The sequence below is a fragment of the Sphingomonas sp. ID1715 genome (assembly GCF_013044515.1).
GTDB lineage: Bacteria > Pseudomonadota > Alphaproteobacteria > Sphingomonadales > Sphingomonadaceae > Sphingomonas_B.
Window position 1 is genome coordinate 85,941 of sequence record NZ_JABEPR010000003.1, and the last position, 21,866, is coordinate 107,806.

Here is a 21,866-nt window from a genome sequence, read left to right on the forward strand (position 1 = left end):
AGTGGCTAGTGGCTGCGGCCGAAATCGGGCGCGGCATCGTCCTGGCCCTGTTCGATGATCGAGCGGCGGACGGCGCGGGTGCGGGTGAACAGATCGAACAGCGCGTCGCCATCGCCCCAGCGGATCGCGCGTTGCAGGGCCGTCAGATCCTCGGTGAAGCGCTGCAGCATCTCCAGCACCGCTTCCTTGTTCGCCAGGAACACGTCGCGCCACATGGTCGGGTCTGAGGCGGCGATGCGGGTGAAGTCGCGAAAGCCGCCGGCCGAATATTTGATCACTTCGGAGCGGGTCACTTCCTCGAGGTCCGAGGCCGTGCCGACGATCGTATAGGCGATCAAATGCGGCAAATGGCTGGTGACGGCGAGCACCAGGTCGTGATGCTCGGGCGTCATCTCCTCGACCTGGGCGCCGAGCATTTCCCAAAAGGCGCGAACGCGAGGCGCGGCCGAACCGCTGTCTTCGAGCGGGGTCAGGATGCACCAGCGGCCGTGGAACAGGCTCCCAAAGCCGGCCTCGGGGCCGCTATTCTCGGTGCCGGCCACCGGGTGAGCCGGAACGATCGGGCGGCCGGGCAGCGCCGCGCGCAAGGCGGTCGCGACGCCAGCCTTTGACGAGCCGACATCGGAGACCACGGCATCGGCGGGCAGATCGTCCGCGATCTCGCGCGCCACGCCTTCCATCGCGCCGACGGGGACGCACAGGATGACCAATTCGGCGTCCGTCACCGCGGCGCCGGCGCTGTCGGCGATGTCGTCGCACAGCTGCAGCCGGTCGGCCGTGGCGCGCACCTGAGGATCGGCGTCGTGCCCGGTCAGCCGCACCGTCGGCATGTGCTGCCGCACCGCGCGCGCGATCGACGAGCCGATCAGGCCCAGCCCGATGATCGACACGCGCGCGAAGGGCAGCATCAGCGCGCCTCGGCCACCAGGCCGCGCAGCGCCTCGGTCATGCCCAGCATCTCCTCCTCGGTGCCGATCGAAATGCGCAGCCCGTGGCCGAGCTTTTGCCCCGGCAGCCAGCGGGTGATGTAACCGGCGTCCATCAGCCCCTTATAGGCGCGCTCGGCGGTCAGCGCGCCTTCGAACAGGACGAGGAGGAAGTTGGCCTTGCTCGGCACCGCGCGCACGCCGGCATTGCCGAGGCTGGCGACCTGCTCGGCGAACCAGGCGCGCCATTTCGCATTGTGCGCCTTCGAGTGCGCGACAAAGGCTTCGTCGTGCAGCGCCGCCACCGCCGCCTGCTGGCCCGCAATGGTAATGTTGAACGGCAGGCGGATACGATGCAGCGCATGCACGATCTCGGCCGAGGCATAGCCCCAGCCGATCCGCTCCGCCGCCAGGCCGTAGATCTTCGAGAAGGTGCGGGTGACGAGCACGTTGGGCGCGGCGCTGGCCAGCACCAGGGCGCCGTCATCCTCGTCGGCGTCGAGATATTCGGCATAGGCCCCATCGAGGACGAGCAGCACGTTGCCCGGCAGGCCCGCATGCAGCCGCGCAATCTCTTCACGCGAGGCGAAGGTGCCGGTCGGGTTATTGGGATTGGCGATATAAACGATCCGCGTGCGATCGGTGACGAGCGACAGGATCGCGTCGACATCGGTCGCATAATCCTTGTCCGGCGCGACGACCGGCACCGCGCCCACGCGCCGCGCCGCGATCTCATAGACCGCAAAGCCGTAGCGCACGAAGATCACTTCATCGCCGGCACCTGCAAAGGCGCCCGCCGCCAGGTGCAGGATCTCGTCCGAGCCATTGCCATAGATGACGCGGGCGGGATCGAGCCCGTATTTGGCCGCGATCGCCTCGCGCACGATCGCGCCGCTCGCGTCCGGATAGCGTTCGAGGCTGTCGGCGGCGGAGCGGAATGCCTCTCGCGCGGCGGGGCTGGTGCCGAGCGGGTTTTCGTTCGACGAGAGCTTGGCGACCTTGCGGCCATCATCGGTGGTTGCGCGCCCCGGCACATAGGGGGCGATGTCCATGATCCACTGCTTGGGCTGAGGGGCGAGCATGGGCGGGCGTGTAGATGAGATTGCGCGGGACGCAAGCTGGCCGCAAAGAGCCGCCGTGCCTCTCGTTCACTCCATACCCTTCGACCTGGCCGGTGCCGCGTGACGCTCGACGGGCGTTTCGGCCTGGACCGGCGGGTCCGCGTGCCGCGGGAGCTGCCGCTGGATGGCGGCGGTTCGCTGCCGGACGTCGAGATCGCCTATGAGACCTACGGCGCGCTGAACGGCGATGCCTCCAACGCGATCCTGATCTGCCACGCGCTGACCGGCGACCAGCATGCCGCGTCGCCGCATCCCCGCACGGGCAAGCCCGGCTGGTGGACGCGGGTGGTCGGGCCGGGCAAGCCGATCGACCCGGCCAGGAACATGATCATCTGCGCCAATGTGCTCGGCTCATGCATGGGGTCGAGCGGGCCGGCGAGCCGGGCGCCGGACGGCGCGCCCTATGCGATGCGCTTTCCCGTCATCACCATTCGCGACATGGTGCGGGCACAGGCGGCGCTGCTCGATCATCTTGGCATCCAGCGGCTGAAGGCGGTCGTCGGCGGATCGATGGGCGGGATGCAGGCGCTACAATGGGCGGCGACATATCCGGAGCGGGTCGAGGCGGCGCTGGTGATCGCCTCGTCGGCCCGGCATTCGGCGCAGAACATCGCGTTCCACGAGGTCGGGCGGCAGGCGATCATGGCCGATCCGAACTGGCGGGCGGGCGATTATTACGATGCCGAGCCGCCGGCCGCGGGCCTCGCGGTGGCGCGCATGGCGGCGCACATCACCTATTTGTCGGAAGCGGGGCTGACCGAGAAATTCGGGCGGCGGCTGCAGGGACGCGGCGCGAAGAGCTTCGGCTTCGACGCGGATTTTCAGGTCGAAAGCTATCTGCGCCACCAGGGCATCAGCTTTACCGACCGGTTCGACGCCAATTCCTATCTCTATATCACCCGCGCGATGGACTATCTCGACATCGCCGAGGAACATGGCGGCAGCCTCGCCAACGCGTTTCGCGGCAGGTCGACGCGCTTCTGCCTGATCAGCTTCGACAGCGACTGGCTCTACCCGACGACGGAAAGCCGCGCGATCGTGCACGCACTCAACGCCGCCGGCGCGCCGGTCAGCTTCGTCGAGCTGTCGAGCCCCTTCGGCCATGACAGCTTCCTGCTCGACAATGCCGAGATGAACCGGATCATCGCCGGCTTTCTGGGGGCGGCATGACGCTGCGGCCCGACCTCGCGATCATCGCGGCGAACGTCGCGCCGGGCAGCCGCGTGCTCGATGTGGGCTGTGGCGACGGCGCGCTGATGGCGGCGCTGCGCGACGAGCGCGGCGTCGATGCACGCGGCGTGGAGCTCGACCGCGCGAACGTGTCGGCGGCGGTCGCGCGCGGTCTGTCGGTGATCCAGGGCGATGCCGATACGGATCTAGCCGATTATCCGGCCGATGCGTTCGACTATGCGATCCTCAGCCAGACGCTGCAGACCACTCACCGGCCCGACCAGGTACTCGACCAGCTATTGCGGATTGGACGGCGGGCGTTCGTGTCGTTCCCGAACTTCGCGCACTGGCGCGTGCGGCTGTCGCTGCTCTGGGGCGGGCGGATGCCGGTGACGCGATTATTGCCGCTGGAGTGGTTTGAGACGCCCAACATCCACCATGTGACGGTCGACGATTTTCGCGCCTTCGTGGCCGCGCGCGGGCTGACGGTCGAGAGCGCCTGGTTCCTGTCGGGCGACCGGCTGACGAGCGCCGCAGCCGCCAATTTCCGTGCCGAGCACGCGGTGTTCCTGCTGAAGCGCTAGGGACGCAGCCCGTCCGAGATCAGGCTGTCGACTGCAGCCGCCAGCTGTTCCGGACTGCGGTCCTTCGTCCAGACGCCGAAGCGGAGGCCGAGAAACACGTTCATCCCCATCAGCGCCCAGGCGGTGACTTCGGCGTCGCAGTCCCGGACTTCACCGCGCGCGATCGCCGCCTCGAGGCGGGTGCGGATATGGTCGGCGTTGCTGCTATAGTGGCGCCGGTAATCCTCGGGATCGACGAACTCGGCTTCGTCGATGATCCGGTAGATTTCCTTATGCTCGGTGACGAACTCGAAGAACGCCTGCCGGCCGGTCCGCTCCGCCTCGAAATAGCGATCCGACTTGAGCAGTTGGGGACCGACCCGATCGCGGACCTGCGTCGACAGGTCGCGGACCAGCGCCCGGAACACTTCCTCCTTCGAATCGAAATAGGTGTAGAAGGTGCCGAGCGCGACGCCCGCCCGCTGGGTGATGTGGGTGATCCCCGTGTCGTGAAAGCCGCGCTCCCCGAACTCGGCGGCGGCGGCGTCGAGGATGGCGCGCAAGGTGCGCCGGCCGCGTTCGGTGCGCGGCTCCTTCGGTCCCAGTGTTGCAGAGGCGCTACGGTCCGGCATTTCTTTTACTCTCCCCCGCGACCAAGTTGAAACCCGGTTCAGGTTTCAGTATAGCCGCTGTCAGATCGGGCACAAGCCACAGGGAGGGCTGCCCGCTTTGGGGAGGATTTGATGACGAGACTGTCCGCACGCGCGCTGTTCAACCTGGGCGTCGCCACCGCTGCGCTCACTGCCATCCCGGCCTGGGCGCAGGATCAGGCGCCGGCCGAGCAGGCGGCGGAATCGAGCGCCGGCGACCTCGACATTGTCGTCACCGCGCGGCGCCGCGAAGAGAATCTGCTGGACGTGCCGGTCGCCATCACCGCCTATTCGGGCGATGCGCTGGAGCGGCAGGGCGCAATCGACATCACCGAGATTTCGGACACGACCCCGAACATCACGGTCGAGACCAGCCGCGGCACCAACTCGACGCTGACCGCGTTCATTCGCGGCGTCGGCCAGCAGGACCCCGTCGCCGGCTTCGAATCGGGCGTCGGCCTGTATCTGGACGACGTCTATCTGAACCGTCCTCAGGCGGCGGTGCTCGACATTTACGATGTGCAACGGATCGAGGTGCTGCGCGGGCCGCAGGGCACGCTCTATGGCCGCAACACGATCGGCGGCGCGATCAAATATGTGACGCGCGAGCTCAACCCCACCGATGCCGAGCTGAGCGTCCGCGCCAATCTCGGCGAATATGATCAGGCCGACCTGGTCGTCTCCGGCAGCGCGCCGCTGACCCCCGACTTCCGCCTCGGCGCGTCGCTGGCGCGCCTGAGCCGCGGCGGCTTCGGCAAGAACCTGACCACGGGACAGGAGAACTATAACAAGGATGTGTGGGCCTTCCGCGCCACGGCGGAAGCCGGCAGCCGCGACAGCTTCTTCTTCCGTCTGTCGGGCGACTATACCCATGACCGCTCGAACACGCGCGGTGGCCATCGCCTGATCCCGAGCCTGTTGACGGCGGCTCCGGTGCTGGCCGACGAGTTCGACTCCCGCGGGGGGCTGGTCACGCCCAAGCAGGACATCAAGGCCTGGGGCATCGCCAACCGGCTCGAATGGGCGGCGACCGACAACATCACGCTCAAGAACATCCTCGCCTATCGCAAGGATCGCAGCGCCACCCCCATCGACTTCGACGCGCTGCCTGCCGCGGATGTCGACGTGCCCGCCATCTACCGCAACCGTCAGTTTTCGGAAGAATTCCAGGTCGTCTATGAAAGCGACAAGCTGAACGGCATCGTTGGCGCCTATTATCTGAACGCCCGCGCGCGGAACATTTTCGACGTGGTGCTGGCGACGACCGGGGCGCTGATCGGCGCGCCCGGCTTCACCGCGTCCACGGCCGGCGACGTCCGCACCAAGACCTGGGCGGTATTCGGCGATATCACCTATGACCTGACCGATCAGTTCCAGGTCTCGCTGGGCGGCCGCTACACCTCGGACAAGCGCAACGCGGTCGTGATCCGCAAGAACCTTGTCGGCGGCGCGTCGCCCGAGCTGGGCGGGGCGGGCGTGCAGCTGGGCGCGCTGACGTCCAACTTCGCCGGCGAGAAGACCTTCAAGGAATTCACGCCGCGCGCTTCGGTCACCTTCAAGCCGACCGAAGATCACACGCTCTACGCCAGCTATTCCAAGGGCTTCAAAGGTGGCGGCTTCGATCCGCGCGGCCTGTCGACCGCAGCGCCGGACATCAACGGCAACGGCGTGCGCGAGGCCTCGGAAATTTTCGATTACTTCCTGTTCGATCCGGAAAAGGTCGACAGCTACGAAATCGGCTGGAAGGCATCGCTGTTCGACAACCGCCTCCGCTTCGCCCTCGCCGGCTTCTATGCCGACTATAAGGACGTGCAGGTGCCGGGTTCCGTCGGCGCGATCGTGAATGGCATTCCGACGTTCGTCGGCGTCACCACCAATGCCGGCAAGGCGACCTTCAAGGGCGTGGAGTTCGAGGGACAGGCCGTGCTGGCGCGCGACTTTGCCGGCGCGGGGTCACGCCTCAACCTGTCGGGCACGCTCGGCTATATCGACGCGCAGTATGACCGGTTCGAGACCCAGGTCGCGAACTTCAACCCGGACGGCACGCCGGCTGCGGGCCGTCCCGGCCAGCCGGTCGACGTCGCCAAATTCCGGCGCATCCAGAACACGCCGAAATGGACGGCCTCCGGCACGCTCGACTTCGGCGTTCCGGTCGGGCCGGGCCGGGTCGATGCGAGCACGACCCTGTCCTATCGCAGCAAGACCTTCCAGTTCGAGACGCCGAGCCCCTATCTGGACCAGCCCGGCTATGCGCTCTGGGATGCCTCGCTCGTCTGGACCAGCGAGGACGATCGCTACACGATCGGGCTCCACGCCAAGAACATCACCGACAAGCGCTACATCGTCTCGGGCTATCAGTTCCTGAACGTGAACCCGGTGACTGGCCAGCCGGTCCTCGGCGTCAACCCGGCGGTGCCGGCCACCTTTGCAGTGCCCGGCGTGGCGCCGTCGCTGGGCCGGGAAGGCGTGGTCACCGCCTTCTACGGCAATCCCCGCCAGCTGTTCGTCTCGTTCGGCCTGAAGTTCTGACCGAATGCCCTCTCCCGCCCCCCTGCGGGAGGGGGCGGGGTGGGCTCCTTGTCCAGACTCCCCTTCAGCTCTGAAGGGGGCTCACCCCAACTTCCTCAGCGGCTGCGGATGAAGGCGCGAATGTCGGAGGAAAGCTTCCTCCGGTCTTCGTCGCGGACGTACATCATGTGGCCCGCTTCATAATATTTCCAGACGATCCGATCCTGCGGGAAGCCGGTGCGGCTGAGCGCATATTCGGCGCCGAAGAACGGCGTGGCGAAGTCGTAATAGCCCTGGCCGACGAACACGCGCAGGCCTGAATTCTCGCGCAGCGCCTTGCCGATATAGGGCGCGACCGACTTGTAATAGGTGCCCTCGCCCCGGCCCAGATCCCAGTCCCACGGCTGGACATTGCCGATGGTGACGTAGGACCGTTCCGACTTGAAGCCCATCGTGTCGCGCAGATAGGCGTTGATCGCCGCCGTATAGCCCGCATCGATGCCGTAGAAGCTTGGATCATTGTCCATTTCCTCGCCGGCGCTGTCGCGGTCGCGGCCGGTGTAGCGGCTGTCGAGGCGGCCTACGGTGAGCCCCCGATCGCGCAGCAGCTCCTTCCAGAAGCGACCCGGCGAAGGGCGCAGGTCGGTGCGCTCAAGGAACGCCTCCGACAGGCCCGAATAGCGGGCGAGCTGGGTGCGGACCTGATCGCGCTCCGCGCCCTGCAGCGCCTGGCCCTTCATCAGCGCAGACGCATAGGGGCCGATCGCGAACGCCCTGGCTTCGGCGACGAACTGCTCGACCGTCCCGGGCTTGTTCGGCACCTTGTTGTGGTACCAGGCAACCGCCGCATAGCTGGGCAGCGAGATGATATAGGGCATGTCGTTGCCCTCCACCTCGGCCTGGGCGCCGAAGTCGAGGATGGTCGAGATCAGGATGATGCCGTTCAGCCCGACATCATTGTAGCTGCCCTCCAGCTCGTTCGCGACCGCGGCGGAGCGGGTGGTGCCATAGCTTTCGCCGCCGAGGAATTTGGGGCTGTTCCAGCGGCCATTTTCGTTCAGCCACAGCCGGATCACCTTGGCGACCGACTGGGCATCCTTGGTGACGCCCCAATAATCCTTGGTCTCGCCCTTGCCGACGACATGGCTGAAGCCGGTGCCGACCGGATCGATGAAGACGATGTCGGTAGCGTCGAGCAGCGAGTCCGGATTGTCGACGATCGGATAAGGCGGCGCCCCATCGTCGCGCGCATCGGAGGGGATCGCCACCCGCTTCGGCCCGAACGCGCCCATGTGCAGCCACACCGAACCCGAGCCGGGGCCGCCGTTGAACAGGAAGGTGACCGGCCGGTTCGGGTCGCGCGGTTCCTTGACGTAGCTGTAGTAATTGATGACCGCGCGCGGCGCGCCGTCATCGCCCTTCAACTGGATCTCGCCGGCGGTCGCGACATAGTCGACCCGCTGCCCGCCGAAGGTGCCGCTCATCCGCTTGGTGACGATCTGCGGCGGGGGAATGTCGGCCGTCTTTTCGGCCTTGGGCTCTTCCTTCCTATCCTGAGCCAGCAATGGAGACGCGAGCAATGCCGCGCCGAGAAGCAGGATTGAGCGCAAATTTTCCTCCGTCCGGGCCGAGCCCTTCGCAGCCCATTTTTCTGCCGTGGTGGTAGGAAGAAGGGAGGCCTTCGACAAGCTCAGGCCAATCCGGCTTGGGGGTTTGTCGATGAACGACTAGATGGAGACCATGAAGGTCACACATCTTGGTCAGTCGACCAGTCTCCCGACCAGCCCAGAGGCCGCAACTCTCGATTACGTGCCCAATCCGCGGCCCGGTCGGCCCTATCTCGTGCGCTTCACCGCGCCGGAGTTCACCTCGCTTTGCCCGGTGACCGGCCAGCCGGATTTCGCGCACCTGGTCATCGACTATGCGCCGGCAGAGACGATCGTCGAATCCAAGTCGCTGAAGCTGTTCCTGGGCGCGTTCCGCAACCATGCGGCGTTCCACGAGGATTGCACCGTCGGCATCGCCGAACGGCTGTTCGTGGAGATGAAGCCGCTCTGGCTGCGCATCGGCGGCTATTGGTATCCGCGCGGCGGCATTCCGATCGACGTGTTCTGGCAGTCCGGCGAACCGCCGGCCGGACTGTGGCTGCCGGCGCAGGACGTGCCCGGCTATCGGGGGCGCGGCTGATGTCGGACCTGTTCACGCTGACCATCACACCCAGCACGCACGATCTCGGCGGCTTCAAGGTGCGGCGCACGCTGCCGTCCAAGCCGCGGACGATGGTCGGGCCGTTCATCTTCGTCGATCAGTTCGGCCCGGCGCAGCTCGACCCCGGCCAGGGCATGGACGTGCGCCCGCACCCGCACATCAACCTCGCCACCGTGACCTATCTGTTCGGCGGCGCCATCGACCATCGCGACTCGCTTGGCACCTTCGCGACGATCGAGCCGGGCGCGGTCAACCTGATGACGGCGGGCCGCGGCATCGTCCATTCCGAACGCTCGCCCGCATCCGAGCGGACCGGCGGCGCGATCATGTCGGGCATGCAGACCTGGCTCGCTTTGCCCGACGGCAAGGAAGAGATCGATCCGGCCTTCGAGCATGTCGCGGCCGCGGACCTGCCGATCATCGATGACGGCCAAGTAAACGCTCGCGTGATCATGGGTTCGCTCTGGGGACGCACCGCGCCGACCACCTGCCATGCCGACACCATCTATGCCGACATCCAGCTGCAGCCGGGCGCCGCGCTGCCGATCGACGCCGGCGCCGACGAGCGTGCCGTGGTCGTGGCGCTCGGCGATGCGAGCCTCGATGGCGAGCCGCTGGACCTCTACGCGCTCTATCTGCTCAAGCCGGGCGTACCCATGACCCTGCGCTCGTCGGCGGGCGCGCGGGTGATGCTGCTCGGCGGCGAGGCCTTCCGCACGCCGCGTCATGTCTGGTGGAATTTCGTTTCGTCGAGCCGGGACCGGATCAACCAGGCCAAGCATGACTGGAAGGACGGCCGCTTCCCGCACGTGCCGGGCGAAGCCGGCGAGTTCATCCCGCTGCCCGAGGTGCCGCTGACCGTGAGCTATCCATAGTGCCGTCATCCCGAACTTGTTTCGGGACAAGGGTGGTGCTGCTCAAGGGCTTGGCGGGGAACGCCCAACGCTACGCTGCCCAAGCCTTGTGCCGAAACAAGTTCGGCATGACGAAGTGAGGCGTTACCCCACCCGTGCGGCGAGGGCCTTTTTCAGCCGGTCGTGGGCGCTCTTCTTGATCTGGCAGACGCGGGCGGCGCCGACGCCGAGGACCAGCCCGATCTCCTCGAGATTGAGGTCCTCGACATAATAGAGCTGGATCACCTGCGCCTCGCGCTCGGAAAGGCGGCCGATCGCTTCGATCAGCGCCTGGCGGGCATCCTCCTGTTCGAGCAATTCGAACGGGTTGGGGTCATCGCTCATGAACCACGGATTGTCGTCGGTATAGACGCCGTCGATCGGCTCGAAGCGGACCGGCTGCGCGGCGTCGCGCTCCTGGCGCAGGCGCTCGGTCGGCACGCCGAGCTGGAAGGCGAGTTCCTCGTCGCTCGGCGCGCGGCCGAGCTTCACCGACAGGTTCGACTCGGCGTCGGCGATCTCGCGGCGGCGGCGCATCGCGCCCCGGGTGATCGTCGCCTGGCGGCGCAACTCGTCGATCATCGAGCCGCGGATGCGCGTGGACAGATATTGGGCGAAGGTCACCTGCCCGCGATCCTCGAACGAAGCGGCGGCCTCGACGAGGGCGACCAGGCCGGTCTGGATCAGATCCTCCACCTCGACCGAGCTGGAGACGGAGCCATGAACGTGCCAGGCGATGCGGCGGACCAGGGGCATATGGTCGCGGATCAGGGCTTCGTGCGCCTGCGCTCCGGTCGTGCCGGTGCGGCTATAGGTGACGGGCATCAGCGGTTCGGTGGCCATATCCGGTCTCATGCGGCGAGCTGTTGCGGGGCGCCGATGACGGCGACGACTTCGACCGCCTTGTCTTCGGGCACTTCGAGGAAGCTCATCACCGGCGTGTCGGGCAAGGACGCGCGGACGAGCTTGCGGACGGCGAGGCGGACGGTCGGCTGGACGACCAGCGCGAACGGCTTGCCTTCGGCGATCAGCGGACGCGCGGCCTGCTGCAGCGCATCGACGATGCGGCGGCCAAGGTCCGGCTCGATCATGTGGCGGTTGGACGGATCGGAACGGACCGCCTGGCCGAGGATCGCCTCGAGCCCGCCCTCCAGCGTCATCACGCGCAGCGGCTCGCGCGGCGTGCACAGGCGCTGGATGATCAGCGGCCCGAGATCGGGGCGGATCGCTTCGACCAGTTCTTCGGGATCGAGCGTCTTCTGCGCCGCGACCGCGATCGAAGCGGCGATCCGGCGGAATTCCTTCAGCGGAATGCCTTCGGACAGCAGCGCGCGCAGCACCTGAGTCAGCGCGGTCAGCGGCACGGGATTGGGCGACAAGGAGGCGACCAGCTGCGCGGCCGAGTCCTTCAGCCGGTCGAGCAGGCTCTGCACTTCGTCCGGACCCAACAGTTCGGCGGCATGGGCACCGAGCAGGTGGTTGAGCTGGGTCGCGATGACGGTACCGCTGTCGACGACCATATAGCCGGCCGCCGTCGCCGCATCGGCGTCGTTCGGCGAAATCCACACCGCGTCGAGGCCGAAGGTCGGGTCCTTGGCGGTGCGGCCCTGCAGCCGCCCGACCGCCTGGCCGGTGTCGAGCGCCAGCATCTCGTCGGGCGAGGCGACATCTTCGCCGACCACGACGCCGTTAATGACGATGCGGTAATTATACGGCGGGATCGAGATGTTGTCGCGGACGCGGACCTGCGGGACGACAAAGCCGAGTTCCTTCGACAGCTGGCGACGCACGCCGGTGATCCGCGTCATCAGCGGGGCGCCCTGGCGCTCGTCGACCAACGGCACCAAGCCATAGCCGATCTCGAGATTGACCTGCATCGCGTCCGAGACTTCCGACCAGTCGATCTTGCTGAGATCGGCGGGCGTGTCGTCATTGGCCGGGACCGGCAGGGCGTCGGCGGCGGCCTTGGCCTTGCTGAGCTTCCAGGCGACGAAACCAGCCAAGGCGGCGAGCGGCAGCATGACGAGGTGCGGCATGCCCGGCAGCACGCCGAGAATGCCGAGGATTGCGGCCACCGGCGCCCAGGTTCGCGCGCTGGCGAACTGGCTGCCGATCTGGCCGGCAAGGTCGTGGCTGGAGGCGACGCGGGTGACGATCGCGGCCGCCGCGATCGACAGCAACAGCGACGGGATCTGCGCGACGAGCGCGTCGCCGACCGCCAGCATCACATAGGTCTTGGCCGCTTCGGCGATGCCGAGGCCGTGGCTGGCGACGCCGATGATCAGGCCGCCGATCACGTTGACGCCGAGGATCAGCAGCGCCGCGGTGGCGTCGCCCTTCACGAACTTCGACGAACCGTCCATCGAGCCGTAGAAATCGGCCTCGACGCCAGTCTCCACGCGACGTGCCTTGGCCTCCTCCGGCGTGATCAGGCCGGCATTGAGGTCGGCGTCGATCGCCATCTGCTTGCCGGGCAAAGCGTCGAGGGTGAAGCGGGCCGACACTTCGGACACGCGGCCCGCGCCCTTGGTGATCACGATCATGTTGATGATGACGAGGATCGCGAAGACGAGCAGGCCGACGACATAATTGCCGCCGATCAGGAAGGCGCCGAACGCCTCGATGACATGGCCGGCGGCGGCCTTTCCTTCATGGCCGTGGACCAGCACGACGCGGGTCGAGGCGACGTTCAGCGCCAGCCGGAACAGGGTCGCGAGCAGCAGCACGGTCGGAAAGCTGGAAAAGTCGAGCGGCTTTTCCGCATTCAGCGCCACCATCAGCACCGCGACCGAGACCATGATGTTCAGGATGAAGAACAGGTCGAGCAGGCCGGCCGGGATCGGCACGACCATCAGCAGCACGAGGATCAGGATGCCGGCGGGTAGGGCGGCGAGGCGCCCCATCTTCATCGTCGCGGCGGGTGTGAGAGCGATCGAGGCCACCCGTTACGCCCCCATGCTCGCGAGCAGCATATAGGCGAGCTTCGCGCTGTCCGGCGTTGGGCGGAGCAGGTTGGGGCGGTCGGCCGAGGCGAGCAGCTGGTCGAGCGTCGCGGTCTCGGGCCGGTCCTGCTGCTCGATCACCGCGAGCTGGAAGGCCGCATCGGGTCTGCCGGGTGCGGCAACGGGCGGCAACGACTTGCCGCCGGCGGCAATCTCGACGCCCCGTTGCAGCTTGGTCGCAAAGCGATCGTAGATTTCGGAGACGGAGCGCATCCGCCCGCCTTCGCCGAAGAAGATGCCGCGATTGGAGGCGGCCGCAGCCGGGAAGAGCTGTGCTGCCGCGGTCTCGGGATTGCGCTGCAGCGTGGAGAGGAACTTCTTGGCGCCCCCGATACCCAGGAAATGCGCCATATAGAGGTCGGTGCCGCCTGCTTCGCGGCCCAGGGTCGCCTCCAACTCCGCCTTGTTGTCCGCGGCATGCTCGGCCGCCATCAGCGAAGCGACTTCGGGATTGTTGCGCAGCTTCAGCACATAATCGCGGGTCGCGAGGTCGGAGATGTAATAGCGGCCGCTTGGTCCCTGGGTGATCTTGTCGGCAGCCCAGCCCAGGCCGTGTTCGGCGCCGTGCTTCTTGACCGTGCCCAGCCAGCTTTGCTCGACAAACTGATAGAGGCCCGATGCGCTGCTGGTCGGCGCCTTGGCGTCCACACGCAGGCTCGATTCCACCTGCGCCTGGCCGAGCAGATAGGAGAAATCGACTCCGGTCTTATGGCTCGCCCGCTGGATGGCGGACTGCACGCCTCCGGTCGAAAGCAGCGATTGCAGCGTGGCAACGGTCATTCAGACGCCCCGATTGATGTCACGGCGCTTTCAGCAAGGAATGTGCCATTTCGGCGCAGTCCCGCGATGGCACGCTGCCACTCCAATCGATGCTGGGAGTCAGAAAAGGAGATTGGTAACAAGCCGGCGGTAAGAGAACGGGCCATTCCCGGGGTCTTTGTTTGTGGGGGTTTCTTATGCGTAAACTGATGCTCGGCGTTGCCGCCGTGACCTGCCTTGCCGGCGCCGTTCCGGCCCAAGCCAAGAACAACAGCCCCGCGCCCGCATCGGGTCCGATCGCCTGTTCGTTGAGCGACCTCAATGTGACGACCCTGGACTGCAGCGGCTTCTATAGCGGCAATCTGCTCAGCAACGCCACGCGCGACGAGCAGTTCGCCGGCCTCAAGGATGTCGGCTTCACCTGGGACAAGAACTTCACCGGGCTCGAGGCTGCAGGTCTGAAGTACAACCTGACGGATTCGAAGACGGTCGGCCTGCATCAGACGCTCACCGGCATCACCTTTCTGGGCATCCATTTCGGTGGTGGCGGCCCGAACGGCGTCGGCAACGGCACCGGCTTTTACAAGATCGATGCGGGATCGAGCCTGACCAGCTTCCTCGTGAAGTTCCAAGGCATCTCCAACATCGCGATCTATTCGACCGGCAATGTCGCGCCGCCGCCCCCGCCCGCCGCAGTTCCCGAGCCGGCTATGTGGGCGTTGCTGATCAGCGGCTTCGGCCTGATCGGCGCAGCGGCCCGCCGCCGCAAGCGCACCGCCGCCTTCGCTTGATCCGCCGGACTCGTCCGCGGCACGGCTGACCGCCGTGCCGATTCTCAATAGACGAAGAGTGCGGCATGGTTTTCCGATGGGGAGGAACCTTGCCGTTGTTGCTGGTGTCGCGCTGCTGCTGGCCGCGTGCACCGGCCGCGACGAGCAGCGCGCCCAGCCCCGGCCCAGCCCACCCAACCGCCTGACGATCGACTCGCCGCAGGTGCGCGTCTGCCTTGCCAATCTCGGCCAGCTCGCCCGCTTTTCGGCACTACCCGATCGGGATTATGGCGGCGGCTGCTACAGCTTTGCGAGCGTCAAGCTGCTCGACGCCGGCGTGCCGGTGTCTAACTTGGGCGCTATGAACTGCAGCCTGGCGGCGACCTTCAGTGCATGGGTGCGGAATGGCGTGATGCCGGCGGCCCGGCTGTATCTGCGCAGCGAGATCGCCAAGGTCGAGACCTTCGGCACTTATTCCTGCCGCAACGTCAACGGCGCCCTCGCCGGGCGCCTGTCCGAGCATGCCACCGCCAATGCGGTCGATGTCAGCGGCTTCCTGCTCGCCGACGGGCGGCAGATCACGCTCAAGAAGGACTGGAACTCGCCCGATGCCGATGTGCGCAGCTTCCTGCTCGTGATCCGCACCTCGGCATGCCGTCGCTTCAAGACCGTGCTGAGCCCCGATTATAACAGCCTGCACGCCGATCACTTCCACCTGGACATGGGGCGCGGCCCTTTCTGCAGGTGATTGCCGCGGCGGCGCACTCCGCCTAAGCCCGCCCGCTTATGACCGATACCCGCGTACCTTCCCGCGTCTTTCCCAATGCCCATGAAGAGGCAAAGGCGACGCAAAACCTCACCCAGACTCCGCAGACCATGCATCCGGCCTACCGGCTGGCGTTCCAGGACGACGAGTTCCTGCTGCGCGAGGATCTGCGCCCCGTCCGGTTCCAGCTGGAGCTGCTGAAGCCGGAATTGCTGCTCGACGAGGCGAAGATCGGTTCCACCTTCGTCTTCTACGGGTCCGCACGCATTCCCGAACCGGCCAAAGCCGAAGTCCTGCGCGAGGTCGCGACCGACGATTACGCGAAGAAGGTCGCCGAGCGGCTGATCGCCAAGGCCAAATATTACGACGTCGCGCGCGAACTCGCCCAGCTGGCCAGCCATGCGGCGCGCGACATGGAAGGTCGGCGCCACTTCGTCGTCTGCTCGGGCGGCGGCCCGTCGATCATGGAAGCGGCGAATCGGGGCGCGCAGGACGTCGGCGCCGAGTCGGTCGGCCTCAACATCGTGCTGCCGCACGAACAGACACCCAACCCCTATGTCACGCCGGGCCTGAGCTTCCAGTTCCACTATTTCGCGCTGCGCAAGATGCACTTTCTGTTGCGCGCCCGTGCCGTGGCCGTCTTCCCCGGCGGCTTCGGCACGTTCGACGAGACGTTCGAGCTGCTGACGCTCATCCAGACCGGCAAGGTCTCGCCGATCCCGGTGCTGATGTATGGCCGGGAATTCTGGGAGCGCGTCGTCGATTTCGAAGCGCTTGCCGAAGAAGGCGTGATCGCGCGCAAGGACCTGGAGCTGTTCCATTTCGTCGAAACGGCGCAGGAAGGCTGGGACTATGTGCGCAAGTGGTGGCGCGACCGGCCGCTCGCCGAATAGGGAACATGGGCATGATCGGAGCGTCTGACCGGCGCCGATGACCAGCAAATACGCCACCAAGCTGCTGCCGCGCGCGCACGCCGACGCTTCCGATCCATCCCTGGTGGATCGCGCGGCGGTGCTGACGTTCGGCGCGATCGGCTGGCCGTGGCTGCTGCGGAGCCTGTCGGGCGGCAGCAAGCGCGACAAGGCGCGGCTGCTTGAGCGGCTTCAGCTGCCGGCCGACGCGCTGCCGAACCTCGGCAGCTGGAAGGCCGACACCGCGTTGCTCCACCGCATTGTCGACACGATCGAAAAGCTGCGACCGCGGCAGGTGGTCGAGCTGGGCGCGGGGGCGTCGACGCTGGTTGCGGCGCGCGCGATGGCGCTGAGCGGCGGCGGCAGACTCACCAGCTTCGACCAACATGCGGACTTCGTCGCGGCGACCGGTGCCTGGCTGGTGGAGCATGGCCTGTCTGCCAATCTGCACACGGCCGCCCTGGTGCCAGCGCCGGCCGGCTGGCCGCGCCTCTGGTACGACGTGCATCATCTGCCCGATCGCATCGACCTGCTGATCATCGACGGCCCGCCCTGGACGGTCCATCCGCTGGTGCGCGGCGCGGCCGAGACGCTGTTCGATCGCATTCCGGTCGGCGGCACCGTGCTGCTCGACGACGCCGCCCGCCCCGGCGAACGCCTCGTGGCCCGCCGCTGGCGCAAGGCCTGGCCGAACTTCAGTTTCACGCTCGACCGCAGCGGCACCAAGGGCACGCTGGTCGGGGTCAGGATCCGCTAGCTCAGCCGCACTGGGCGCGGTGCAGCAGCTTCTGGTCGGCGAGGACCAGCGCCATCATCGCTTCGACCACGGGGACGCCACGGATGCCGACACAGGGATCGTGCCGGCCCTTGGTCATGATCTCCGTCGCTTCGCCGGCGCGGGTGATCGTTTCCACCGGCGTCAGGATCGAGCTGGTCGGCTTGAAGGCGACGCGCAAGCGGACCGGCTGACCCGTCGAGATGCCGCCGGCAATGCCGCCGGCGTGATTGCTGGCAAAGCTGGGACCGCGCTCGCCCGGTCGCATCGGATCGGCATTCTCTTCGCCGCGCAGCCGCGAAGCCGCGAAGCCGTCGCCGATCTCGACTCCTTTCACCGCGTTGATCGACATGGCGGCCGCGGCGAGCTCGCTGTCGAGCTTGGCATAGAGCGGCGCGCCCCAGCCGGCGGGCACCCCTGACGCTTCGCACTCCACCACAGCCCCGAGCGAAGAGCCGGACTTGCGGGCATCGTCGATCAGCCGCTCCCACCGGGCGGCGGCGGCCGCGTCCGGGCAGAAGAAGGGGTTGGCATCGATCTGCTCGGCATCGAAGCTCGCGATCGCGTCGCCGCCGACTTCGCTCACCCAGGCCCGGATGGTCACTTCGGGGATGACGAGGCGCGCCACGGCGCCCGCGGCGACACGCGACGCGGTTTCGCGCGCCGAGGAACGCCCGCCGCCGCGATAGTCGCGTAAGCCGTATTTCGCGTCATAAGCATAGTCGGCATGGCCCGGCCGATAAGCCTGCGCGACCTCGGAATAGTCCTTCGAGCGCTGGTCGACATTGTCGATGAGCAGGCTGATCGGCGTGCCCGTCGTCTTGCCCTCGAACACCCCGGAGAGGATGCGGACTTGATCCGGCTCCTGCCGCTGCGTGGTGAAGCGCGACTGGCCGGGCCGCCGGCGATCGAGCCAGGGCTGGATGTCCTGCTCGCTGAGGCTCAAGCCGGGCGGACAGCCATCCACCACCGCCCCGATGGCCGGTCCGTGACTTTCCCCCCAGGTCGTGAACCGGAAGACGCGACCGAAGCTGTTGAAGCTCACGCCGCCTGACGAGATCCGCTCAGCTGTTCGCGCCAGCCGAACAGCAATCCCTCGATCGAGACATCTTCATCGAGCGCCTCCCAGTGAATGCCGCTGGGGGAGATGAAAAAATCCTGACGCGCCTCCGACGTGCCGTTCAGGAGGCGAGGATACCAGACCAGCGGAACACCCAGGGTGCGGCCATCGCTCAGGGACACCCACATCGAGTCGGCGTCGAAGCGAACGTCAGTCGCTTCCGGCAAAGAAGGCGTTCCATGCATCGATCAGTTCCTGACGGCGCTTTCTGACAGTTTCCTGGGCCTGCCGCAACTCGCGCGCGGTCAGCCCCTTGTTGCGGGCGAGGCGCACTTCGGGGTCGAGCCAGAATTTGGCGTCCCCTCCTGGACGAGCGACATGGACGTGGACAGGCTCGCGAGGCAGGCCTTCATGGGCGAAGAAGTGGATGCGCAGCCCAGCTTCCCTGAATACAACCGGCATCAGGCCAGCGCAATGTCGGGTGCGTCCTTCTGCTTCATGCCGACGACGTGGTAGCCGGCGTCGACATGGTGGGTTTCGCCGGTCACGCCTGCCGCCAGATCGCTGAGCAGATAGAGCGCGGCGCCGCCGACATCCTCGATCGAAACGTTGCGGCGCATCGGGCTGTTCAGTTCGTTCCACTTCAGGATGTAGCGGAAATCGCCGATGCCGGAGGCGGCGAGCGTCTTGATTGGGCCGGCCGAGATCGCGTTGACGCGAATGCCGTCGGGGCCGAGATCGTTCGCCAGATATTTGACGCTCGTTTCGAGCGCGGACTTGGCCACGCCCATGACGTTGTAATGCGGCACCACCTTTTCGGCGCCGTAATAGGAGAGGGTGAGCAGCGATCCGCCTTCGCGCATCATCGCGGCGGCGCGCTGGGCGACCGCGGTGAAGCTGTAGACGCTGATGTTCATCGTCAGCAGGAAATCATCGAGGCCGATGTCGCAATAGCGGCCGCGCAGCGTTTCCTTGTTGGTGTAGCCGATCGCATGCACGACGAAGTCGATGGCAGGCCAACGCTCCTTCAGTTCGGCGAAGGTTCGATCGAGGGCCGCCATGTCGGACACGTCGCAGTCGAGGAGGAAGTCGGAGCCGAGCTCTTCGGCGAGCGGCCGCACGCGCTTCTCCAGCGCCTCGCCCTGATAGCTGAAGGCGAGTTCGGCGCCGGCTTCGTGCAGCTTTTTCGAAATACCCCAGGCGAGAGAGCGTTCATTGGCCAGGCCCATGATCAGCCCGCGCTTGCCCTTCATCAGATCCGTCACTTGGCGAGCACCTCTGTCTTCGTATCGGCGCCCTTTAGCGCGCTCTGCGGCACTTCGGCCAGTGCCGCGTTCAGGTGCGCTCCGAAGACGACGCCCAGGCCCAGCGTGAAGAAATAGACGAGCGCGATCATGACGCCGGCCAGGCTGCCATAGGTCAGGTCGTAGCCGCCGATGAGCGTCAGCGCCCACGGCAGCAGCGAGGTGACGAGCAGCCACCAGACCGCGACGAACAGCGGCCCCGGCCATTTGCGGCAGCCGCGGCCGCGATACCGCTTCGGGGTCATCACATAAAAGAGCAGGTAGAAGGCCCCGAAGATGAACAGGCCGGGAATCAGCCGCGAGGCGCTGAGCAGCAAGGTCAGCGAGCTGTCGGCGACCGGAAACAGGCGCAGCACGAACTGCTCCAGTCCGGCCAGCACCGCCTGCAGCAGGAACGAGACCAGCACCAGCAGCACCGACCCCACCGTGATCGCCGTGTAGCGGAGCCGGGCCATCCAGAAGGTGGAGGCGGAGCGCACGCCGTAGGCGCGGTACAGAATGTCCTTCAGCGTCGCGATGAAGCCGCCGGTGCTCCACAGGCCGCCGAGCGCGCCGAGCCAGAGCAGATTGCCCGAGCGGGCGGTCAGCACGTCGCTGATCGGCTTTTCGAGCACATCCGCCACATCCCGCGGCACCTGGGCCAGGAACTGGCGGAGCGCGTCGAGCGTGGCGGCGTCGCGGCCCAGCGCCTGGGCGATCGCCGCGACGACGATGAAGAAGGGAAAGAGCGTCAGCAGCGTCAGATAGGCGAGATTGCCGGCGTGGATGAAGCCGTCGTTCCACAGCCCCTCGAACGCGCGACCGAGCACCACGCGGACTCGTGAACCCGGCCCAAGCTTCTTGAACGTGTCGTCGACGCGCTGGCGCGTGCGGAGCAGCCGCCGGCGTCGCGCCTCAGGAGTCTGCGGTGCCGGGCCGTCCGGCAGGTCGATTTCATGCGCTTCGTCGACAAGGTCCACGAACGGCTAGACGCCCAGAGCGGTGCGCGGGTTGCGCTCGCCTCCGCCCCAGCCGTCGACAAAGGCGGCGAGTTCCGCATCGTCCGACGGCACATCGACCATCAGCGTGATCAGCTGGTCGCCGCGATCCCCGCCCTTCTTGTGAAAGCCCTTGCCCTTGAGCCGCAGCACGCGGCCGGAGGTGGAGCCGGCCGGCACATTGACCATCACGGCGCCGTCGACCGTGGGCGCCTTGACCTTGCCGCCTTGCACCGCCTCCCTGAGCGTGATCGGCAGGTCGAGCAGCACATTGTCGCCGTCCCGCTTGTAGAAGCGGTGCGGCTGGATCTCGACGGTGACGATCGCATCGCCGGGTCCGCCGGGGCCCTGCTCACCCTTGCCGCCGAGCCGCATCTGCGTGCCGCTCTCGACGCCGGGCGAAAGCTTCAGGTCGATCGTCTTGCCATCCGCAAGCGTGATCCGCTGCGGCTTCAGCGCCGCCGCCTCTTCGAACGGCACGCGCAGGCGATAGGCCATGTCCGCGCCGCGGGGTGGCGGTGCGGAGCGGCGGCCGAAGCCTGAGGTGAAGCCGCCGGCGCCGCCGCCACGGCCGAACAGCCCTTCGAAGATGTCACCGAAATCCGAAGCATCGGTGCCGAAGTCGAACCCCGACGTGCCCGCCGAGCGATAGCCGCCGGCCGCGCCCCGACCGCCGCCGAAGCCGAACGGCGCAGTCGGGTTGCCGTCCGCGTCGATCTCGCCGCGATCGAACTTGGCGCGCTTGTCCTTGTCGTTCAGCAGGTCATAGGCGGCGGTGACCTGCGAGAAGCGCTCCGCCGCCTTGGGATTGTCCTTGTTGCGATCGGGATGCAGCTCTTTCGCAAGCTTGCGATAGGCCTTCTTGATGTCGTCCTCGCCGGCACCGCGCGCGACGCCCAGCACGGAGTAGGGATCGGTGGCCATTCGTCGTCCTGCTGCTCGGTTCGTCTTCAATAACCCGCTGTTGCAAATCAGCAACAGTCATTTGGTGGCAAGACGAGGTTCAGGCAAGAGGTTCCGCTTCGCACGCCCAGGCAGAGGGTGTAGGCTGGTCCTTTGAGTGGAGACGGAAATGGAGCGGCGTCATGCAATCTTTCTCACTGCTGCGGCGCTCGGGATGAGCGGCGCGGCCGATGCATCGGCGCTGGAGGGGCAATGGGGCGGGCCCGATGCGATGCTGACCATCGATGCCCAAGGCGGCGAGCTGCGCCAGTCCTGTGCTGGCGGGCGGCTCACCGCCTTCCGGATCAAGAAGGATGGCAGCTTCACGGCCAAGGGTGATTTCGAGGCTTATGGCGCCGGTCCGCAGGTTGCCGACGGCGCGGCCGCCAAGCCCGCCCGCTATGCCGGACGACTTGCCGGCGAGACGATGCTGCTGACCGTCACCGCGCAAGGCAGCACCCAAAAGCTGGAGCTAACCAAGGGCCGGCGCGTCAAGCTGATCCGCTGCTACTGAAAAAAAAACGGGCGGAGCCGAAGCCCCGCCCGCATCCCTTTGGCGGC

Annotated in this window: 23 protein-coding genes; 10 read left to right on the plus strand and 13 right to left on the minus strand. The window is 66.8% G+C overall.

What is annotated here, in order from left to right; translation table 11 throughout:
* Positions 1–5: 5 nt before the first annotated feature.
* The gene (locus HJG53_RS09465; RefSeq protein WP_171129922.1) at positions 6–908 is read right to left on the minus strand and encodes a prephenate/arogenate dehydrogenase family protein; all 903 of its coding nucleotides are present in this window, start codon (positions 906–908) and stop codon (positions 6–8) included.
* Positions 908–2,008: a histidinol-phosphate transaminase gene (gene hisC / locus HJG53_RS09470; RefSeq protein WP_171129924.1), complete on the minus strand. Its 1,101-nt coding sequence runs from the start codon at positions 2,006–2,008 to the stop codon at positions 908–910. Before hisC ends, HJG53_RS09465 begins: the two co-directional genes overlap by 1 nt.
* A 99-nt stretch (positions 2,009–2,107) precedes the next feature.
* On the opposite strand from hisC, the gene HJG53_RS09475 reads away from it, so the two are divergent.
* Positions 2,108–3,217, plus strand: coding sequence for a homoserine O-acetyltransferase (locus HJG53_RS09475; protein ID WP_171129926.1), 1,110 nt, complete (start codon positions 2,108–2,110; stop codon positions 3,215–3,217).
* Positions 3,214–3,801 (plus strand): methionine biosynthesis protein MetW, encoded by a 588-nt coding sequence (gene metW, locus HJG53_RS09480; RefSeq protein WP_171129928.1) that lies wholly within the window; start codon positions 3,214–3,216, stop codon positions 3,799–3,801. Before HJG53_RS09475 ends, metW begins: the two co-directional genes overlap by 4 nt.
* Here the strand turns inward: metW and HJG53_RS09485 are convergent.
* Entirely contained in the window at positions 3,798–4,412 is a 615-nt protein-coding gene (locus HJG53_RS09485; RefSeq protein ID WP_171129930.1) for a TetR/AcrR family transcriptional regulator, read from the minus strand. The genes metW and HJG53_RS09485 overlap by 4 nt on opposite strands.
* A gap of 111 nt (positions 4,413–4,523) precedes the next feature.
* Between HJG53_RS09485 and HJG53_RS09490 the strand changes: the two genes are divergently transcribed.
* On the plus strand, positions 4,524–6,959 hold the full coding sequence (locus HJG53_RS09490; protein WP_171129931.1) for a TonB-dependent receptor: 2,436 nt from the start codon (positions 4,524–4,526) through the stop codon (positions 6,957–6,959).
* A 95-nt stretch (positions 6,960–7,054) separates the two neighbouring features.
* Here the strand turns inward: HJG53_RS09490 and HJG53_RS09495 are convergent, their stop codons facing one another.
* The gene (locus HJG53_RS09495; RefSeq protein ID WP_171129933.1) at positions 7,055–8,548 is read right to left on the minus strand and encodes a S10 family peptidase; all 1,494 of its coding nucleotides are present in this window, start codon (positions 8,546–8,548) and stop codon (positions 7,055–7,057) included.
* A 130-nt stretch (positions 8,549–8,678) separates the two neighbouring features.
* Between HJG53_RS09495 and queF the strand changes: the two genes are divergently transcribed.
* Both queF and HJG53_RS09505 read left to right on the plus strand, forming a co-directional pair.
* Positions 8,679–9,125, plus strand: coding sequence for a preQ(1) synthase (queF, locus tag HJG53_RS09500; RefSeq protein WP_171129935.1), 447 nt, complete (start codon positions 8,679–8,681; stop codon positions 9,123–9,125).
* Positions 9,125–10,021, plus strand: coding sequence for a pirin family protein (locus tag HJG53_RS09505; RefSeq protein ID WP_171129937.1), 897 nt, complete (start codon positions 9,125–9,127; stop codon positions 10,019–10,021). Before queF ends, HJG53_RS09505 begins: the two co-directional genes overlap by 1 nt.
* Positions 10,022–10,144: 123 nt before the next feature.
* Here HJG53_RS09505 and HJG53_RS09510 read toward each other — a convergent pair whose 3' ends face one another.
* The 3 genes from HJG53_RS09510 to HJG53_RS09520 are packed head-to-tail and all read right to left on the minus strand — an operon-like array spanning position 10,145 to position 13,821.
* Positions 10,145–10,882, minus strand: coding sequence for a sigma-70 family RNA polymerase sigma factor (locus tag HJG53_RS09510; protein ID WP_254447668.1), 738 nt, complete (start codon positions 10,880–10,882; stop codon positions 10,145–10,147).
* 8 nt (positions 10,883–10,890) lie between these two features.
* Positions 10,891–12,948 carry a flagellar biosynthesis protein FlhA gene (flhA, locus tag HJG53_RS09515; RefSeq protein WP_171130678.1) on the minus strand — a complete coding sequence of 686 codons (2,058 nt, stop codon included), beginning with the start codon at positions 12,946–12,948 and terminating at the stop codon, positions 10,891–10,893.
* Between the two features lie 36 nt (positions 12,949–12,984).
* Positions 12,985–13,821, minus strand: coding sequence for a lytic transglycosylase domain-containing protein (locus tag HJG53_RS09520; protein ID WP_171129941.1), 837 nt, complete (start codon positions 13,819–13,821; stop codon positions 12,985–12,987).
* Positions 13,822–13,997: 176 nt separating this feature from the next.
* Here HJG53_RS09520 and HJG53_RS09525 point away from each other — a divergent pair, with 176 nt between their 5' ends.
* The 4 genes from HJG53_RS09525 to HJG53_RS09540 all read left to right on the plus strand — a co-directional run bounded on the left by HJG53_RS09525 (position 13,998) and on the right by HJG53_RS09540 (position 17,004).
* The gene (locus HJG53_RS09525; protein ID WP_254447669.1) at positions 13,998–14,591 is read left to right on the plus strand and encodes a PEPxxWA-CTERM sorting domain-containing protein; all 594 of its coding nucleotides are present in this window, start codon (positions 13,998–14,000) and stop codon (positions 14,589–14,591) included.
* A gap of 76 nt (positions 14,592–14,667) precedes the next feature.
* Entirely contained in the window at positions 14,668–15,318 is a 651-nt protein-coding gene (locus tag HJG53_RS09530; protein ID WP_171129943.1) for an extensin family protein, read from the plus strand.
* 38 nt (positions 15,319–15,356) lie between these two features.
* Positions 15,357–16,229 (plus strand): LOG family protein, encoded by an 873-nt coding sequence (locus tag HJG53_RS09535; RefSeq protein ID WP_171129946.1) that lies wholly within the window; start codon positions 15,357–15,359, stop codon positions 16,227–16,229.
* Positions 16,230–16,266: 37 nt separating this feature from the next.
* On the plus strand, positions 16,267–17,004 hold the full coding sequence (locus HJG53_RS09540) for a class I SAM-dependent methyltransferase (RefSeq protein ID WP_171129948.1): 738 nt from the start codon (positions 16,267–16,269) through the stop codon (positions 17,002–17,004).
* A 1-nt stretch (position 17,005) separates the two neighbouring features.
* On the opposite strand, the gene aroC is transcribed toward HJG53_RS09540, so the two are convergent.
* From aroC to HJG53_RS09570, 6 genes are read right to left on the minus strand one after another with little or no spacing between them, the layout of a single operon-like run.
* The gene (aroC, locus tag HJG53_RS09545; RefSeq protein ID WP_171129950.1) at positions 17,006–18,067 is read right to left on the minus strand and encodes a chorismate synthase; all 1,062 of its coding nucleotides are present in this window, start codon (positions 18,065–18,067) and stop codon (positions 17,006–17,008) included.
* Positions 18,064–18,270 (minus strand): DUF2442 domain-containing protein, encoded by a 207-nt coding sequence (locus HJG53_RS09550; RefSeq protein WP_254447670.1) that lies wholly within the window; start codon positions 18,268–18,270, stop codon positions 18,064–18,066. The genes aroC and HJG53_RS09550 overlap by 4 nt, the downstream gene beginning before the upstream one ends.
* Positions 18,271–18,292: 22 nt before the next feature.
* Positions 18,293–18,544 (minus strand): DUF4160 domain-containing protein, encoded by a 252-nt coding sequence (locus HJG53_RS09555; protein WP_171129954.1) that lies wholly within the window; start codon positions 18,542–18,544, stop codon positions 18,293–18,295.
* Positions 18,544–19,347, minus strand: coding sequence for an enoyl-ACP reductase FabI (gene fabI / locus HJG53_RS09560; protein WP_368039553.1), 804 nt, complete (start codon positions 19,345–19,347; stop codon positions 18,544–18,546). The genes HJG53_RS09555 and fabI overlap by 1 nt, the downstream gene beginning before the upstream one ends.
* A complete protein-coding gene (locus HJG53_RS09565; protein ID WP_368039554.1) occupies positions 19,344–20,345 on the minus strand; it encodes a YihY/virulence factor BrkB family protein in 1,002 nt (333 codons plus the stop codon). Before HJG53_RS09565 ends, fabI begins: the two co-directional genes overlap by 4 nt.
* Before the next feature lie 6 nt (positions 20,346–20,351).
* Complete coding sequence (locus tag HJG53_RS09570; RefSeq protein ID WP_171129956.1) at positions 20,352–21,287, minus strand: DnaJ C-terminal domain-containing protein; 936 nt, start codon at positions 21,285–21,287, stop codon at positions 20,352–20,354.
* 148 nt (positions 21,288–21,435) lie between these two features.
* On the opposite strand from HJG53_RS09570, the gene HJG53_RS09575 reads away from it, so the two are divergent.
* The gene (locus HJG53_RS09575; protein WP_171129958.1) at positions 21,436–21,819 is read left to right on the plus strand and encodes a hypothetical protein; all 384 of its coding nucleotides are present in this window, start codon (positions 21,436–21,438) and stop codon (positions 21,817–21,819) included.
* Positions 21,820–21,866: the final 47 nt, after the last annotated feature.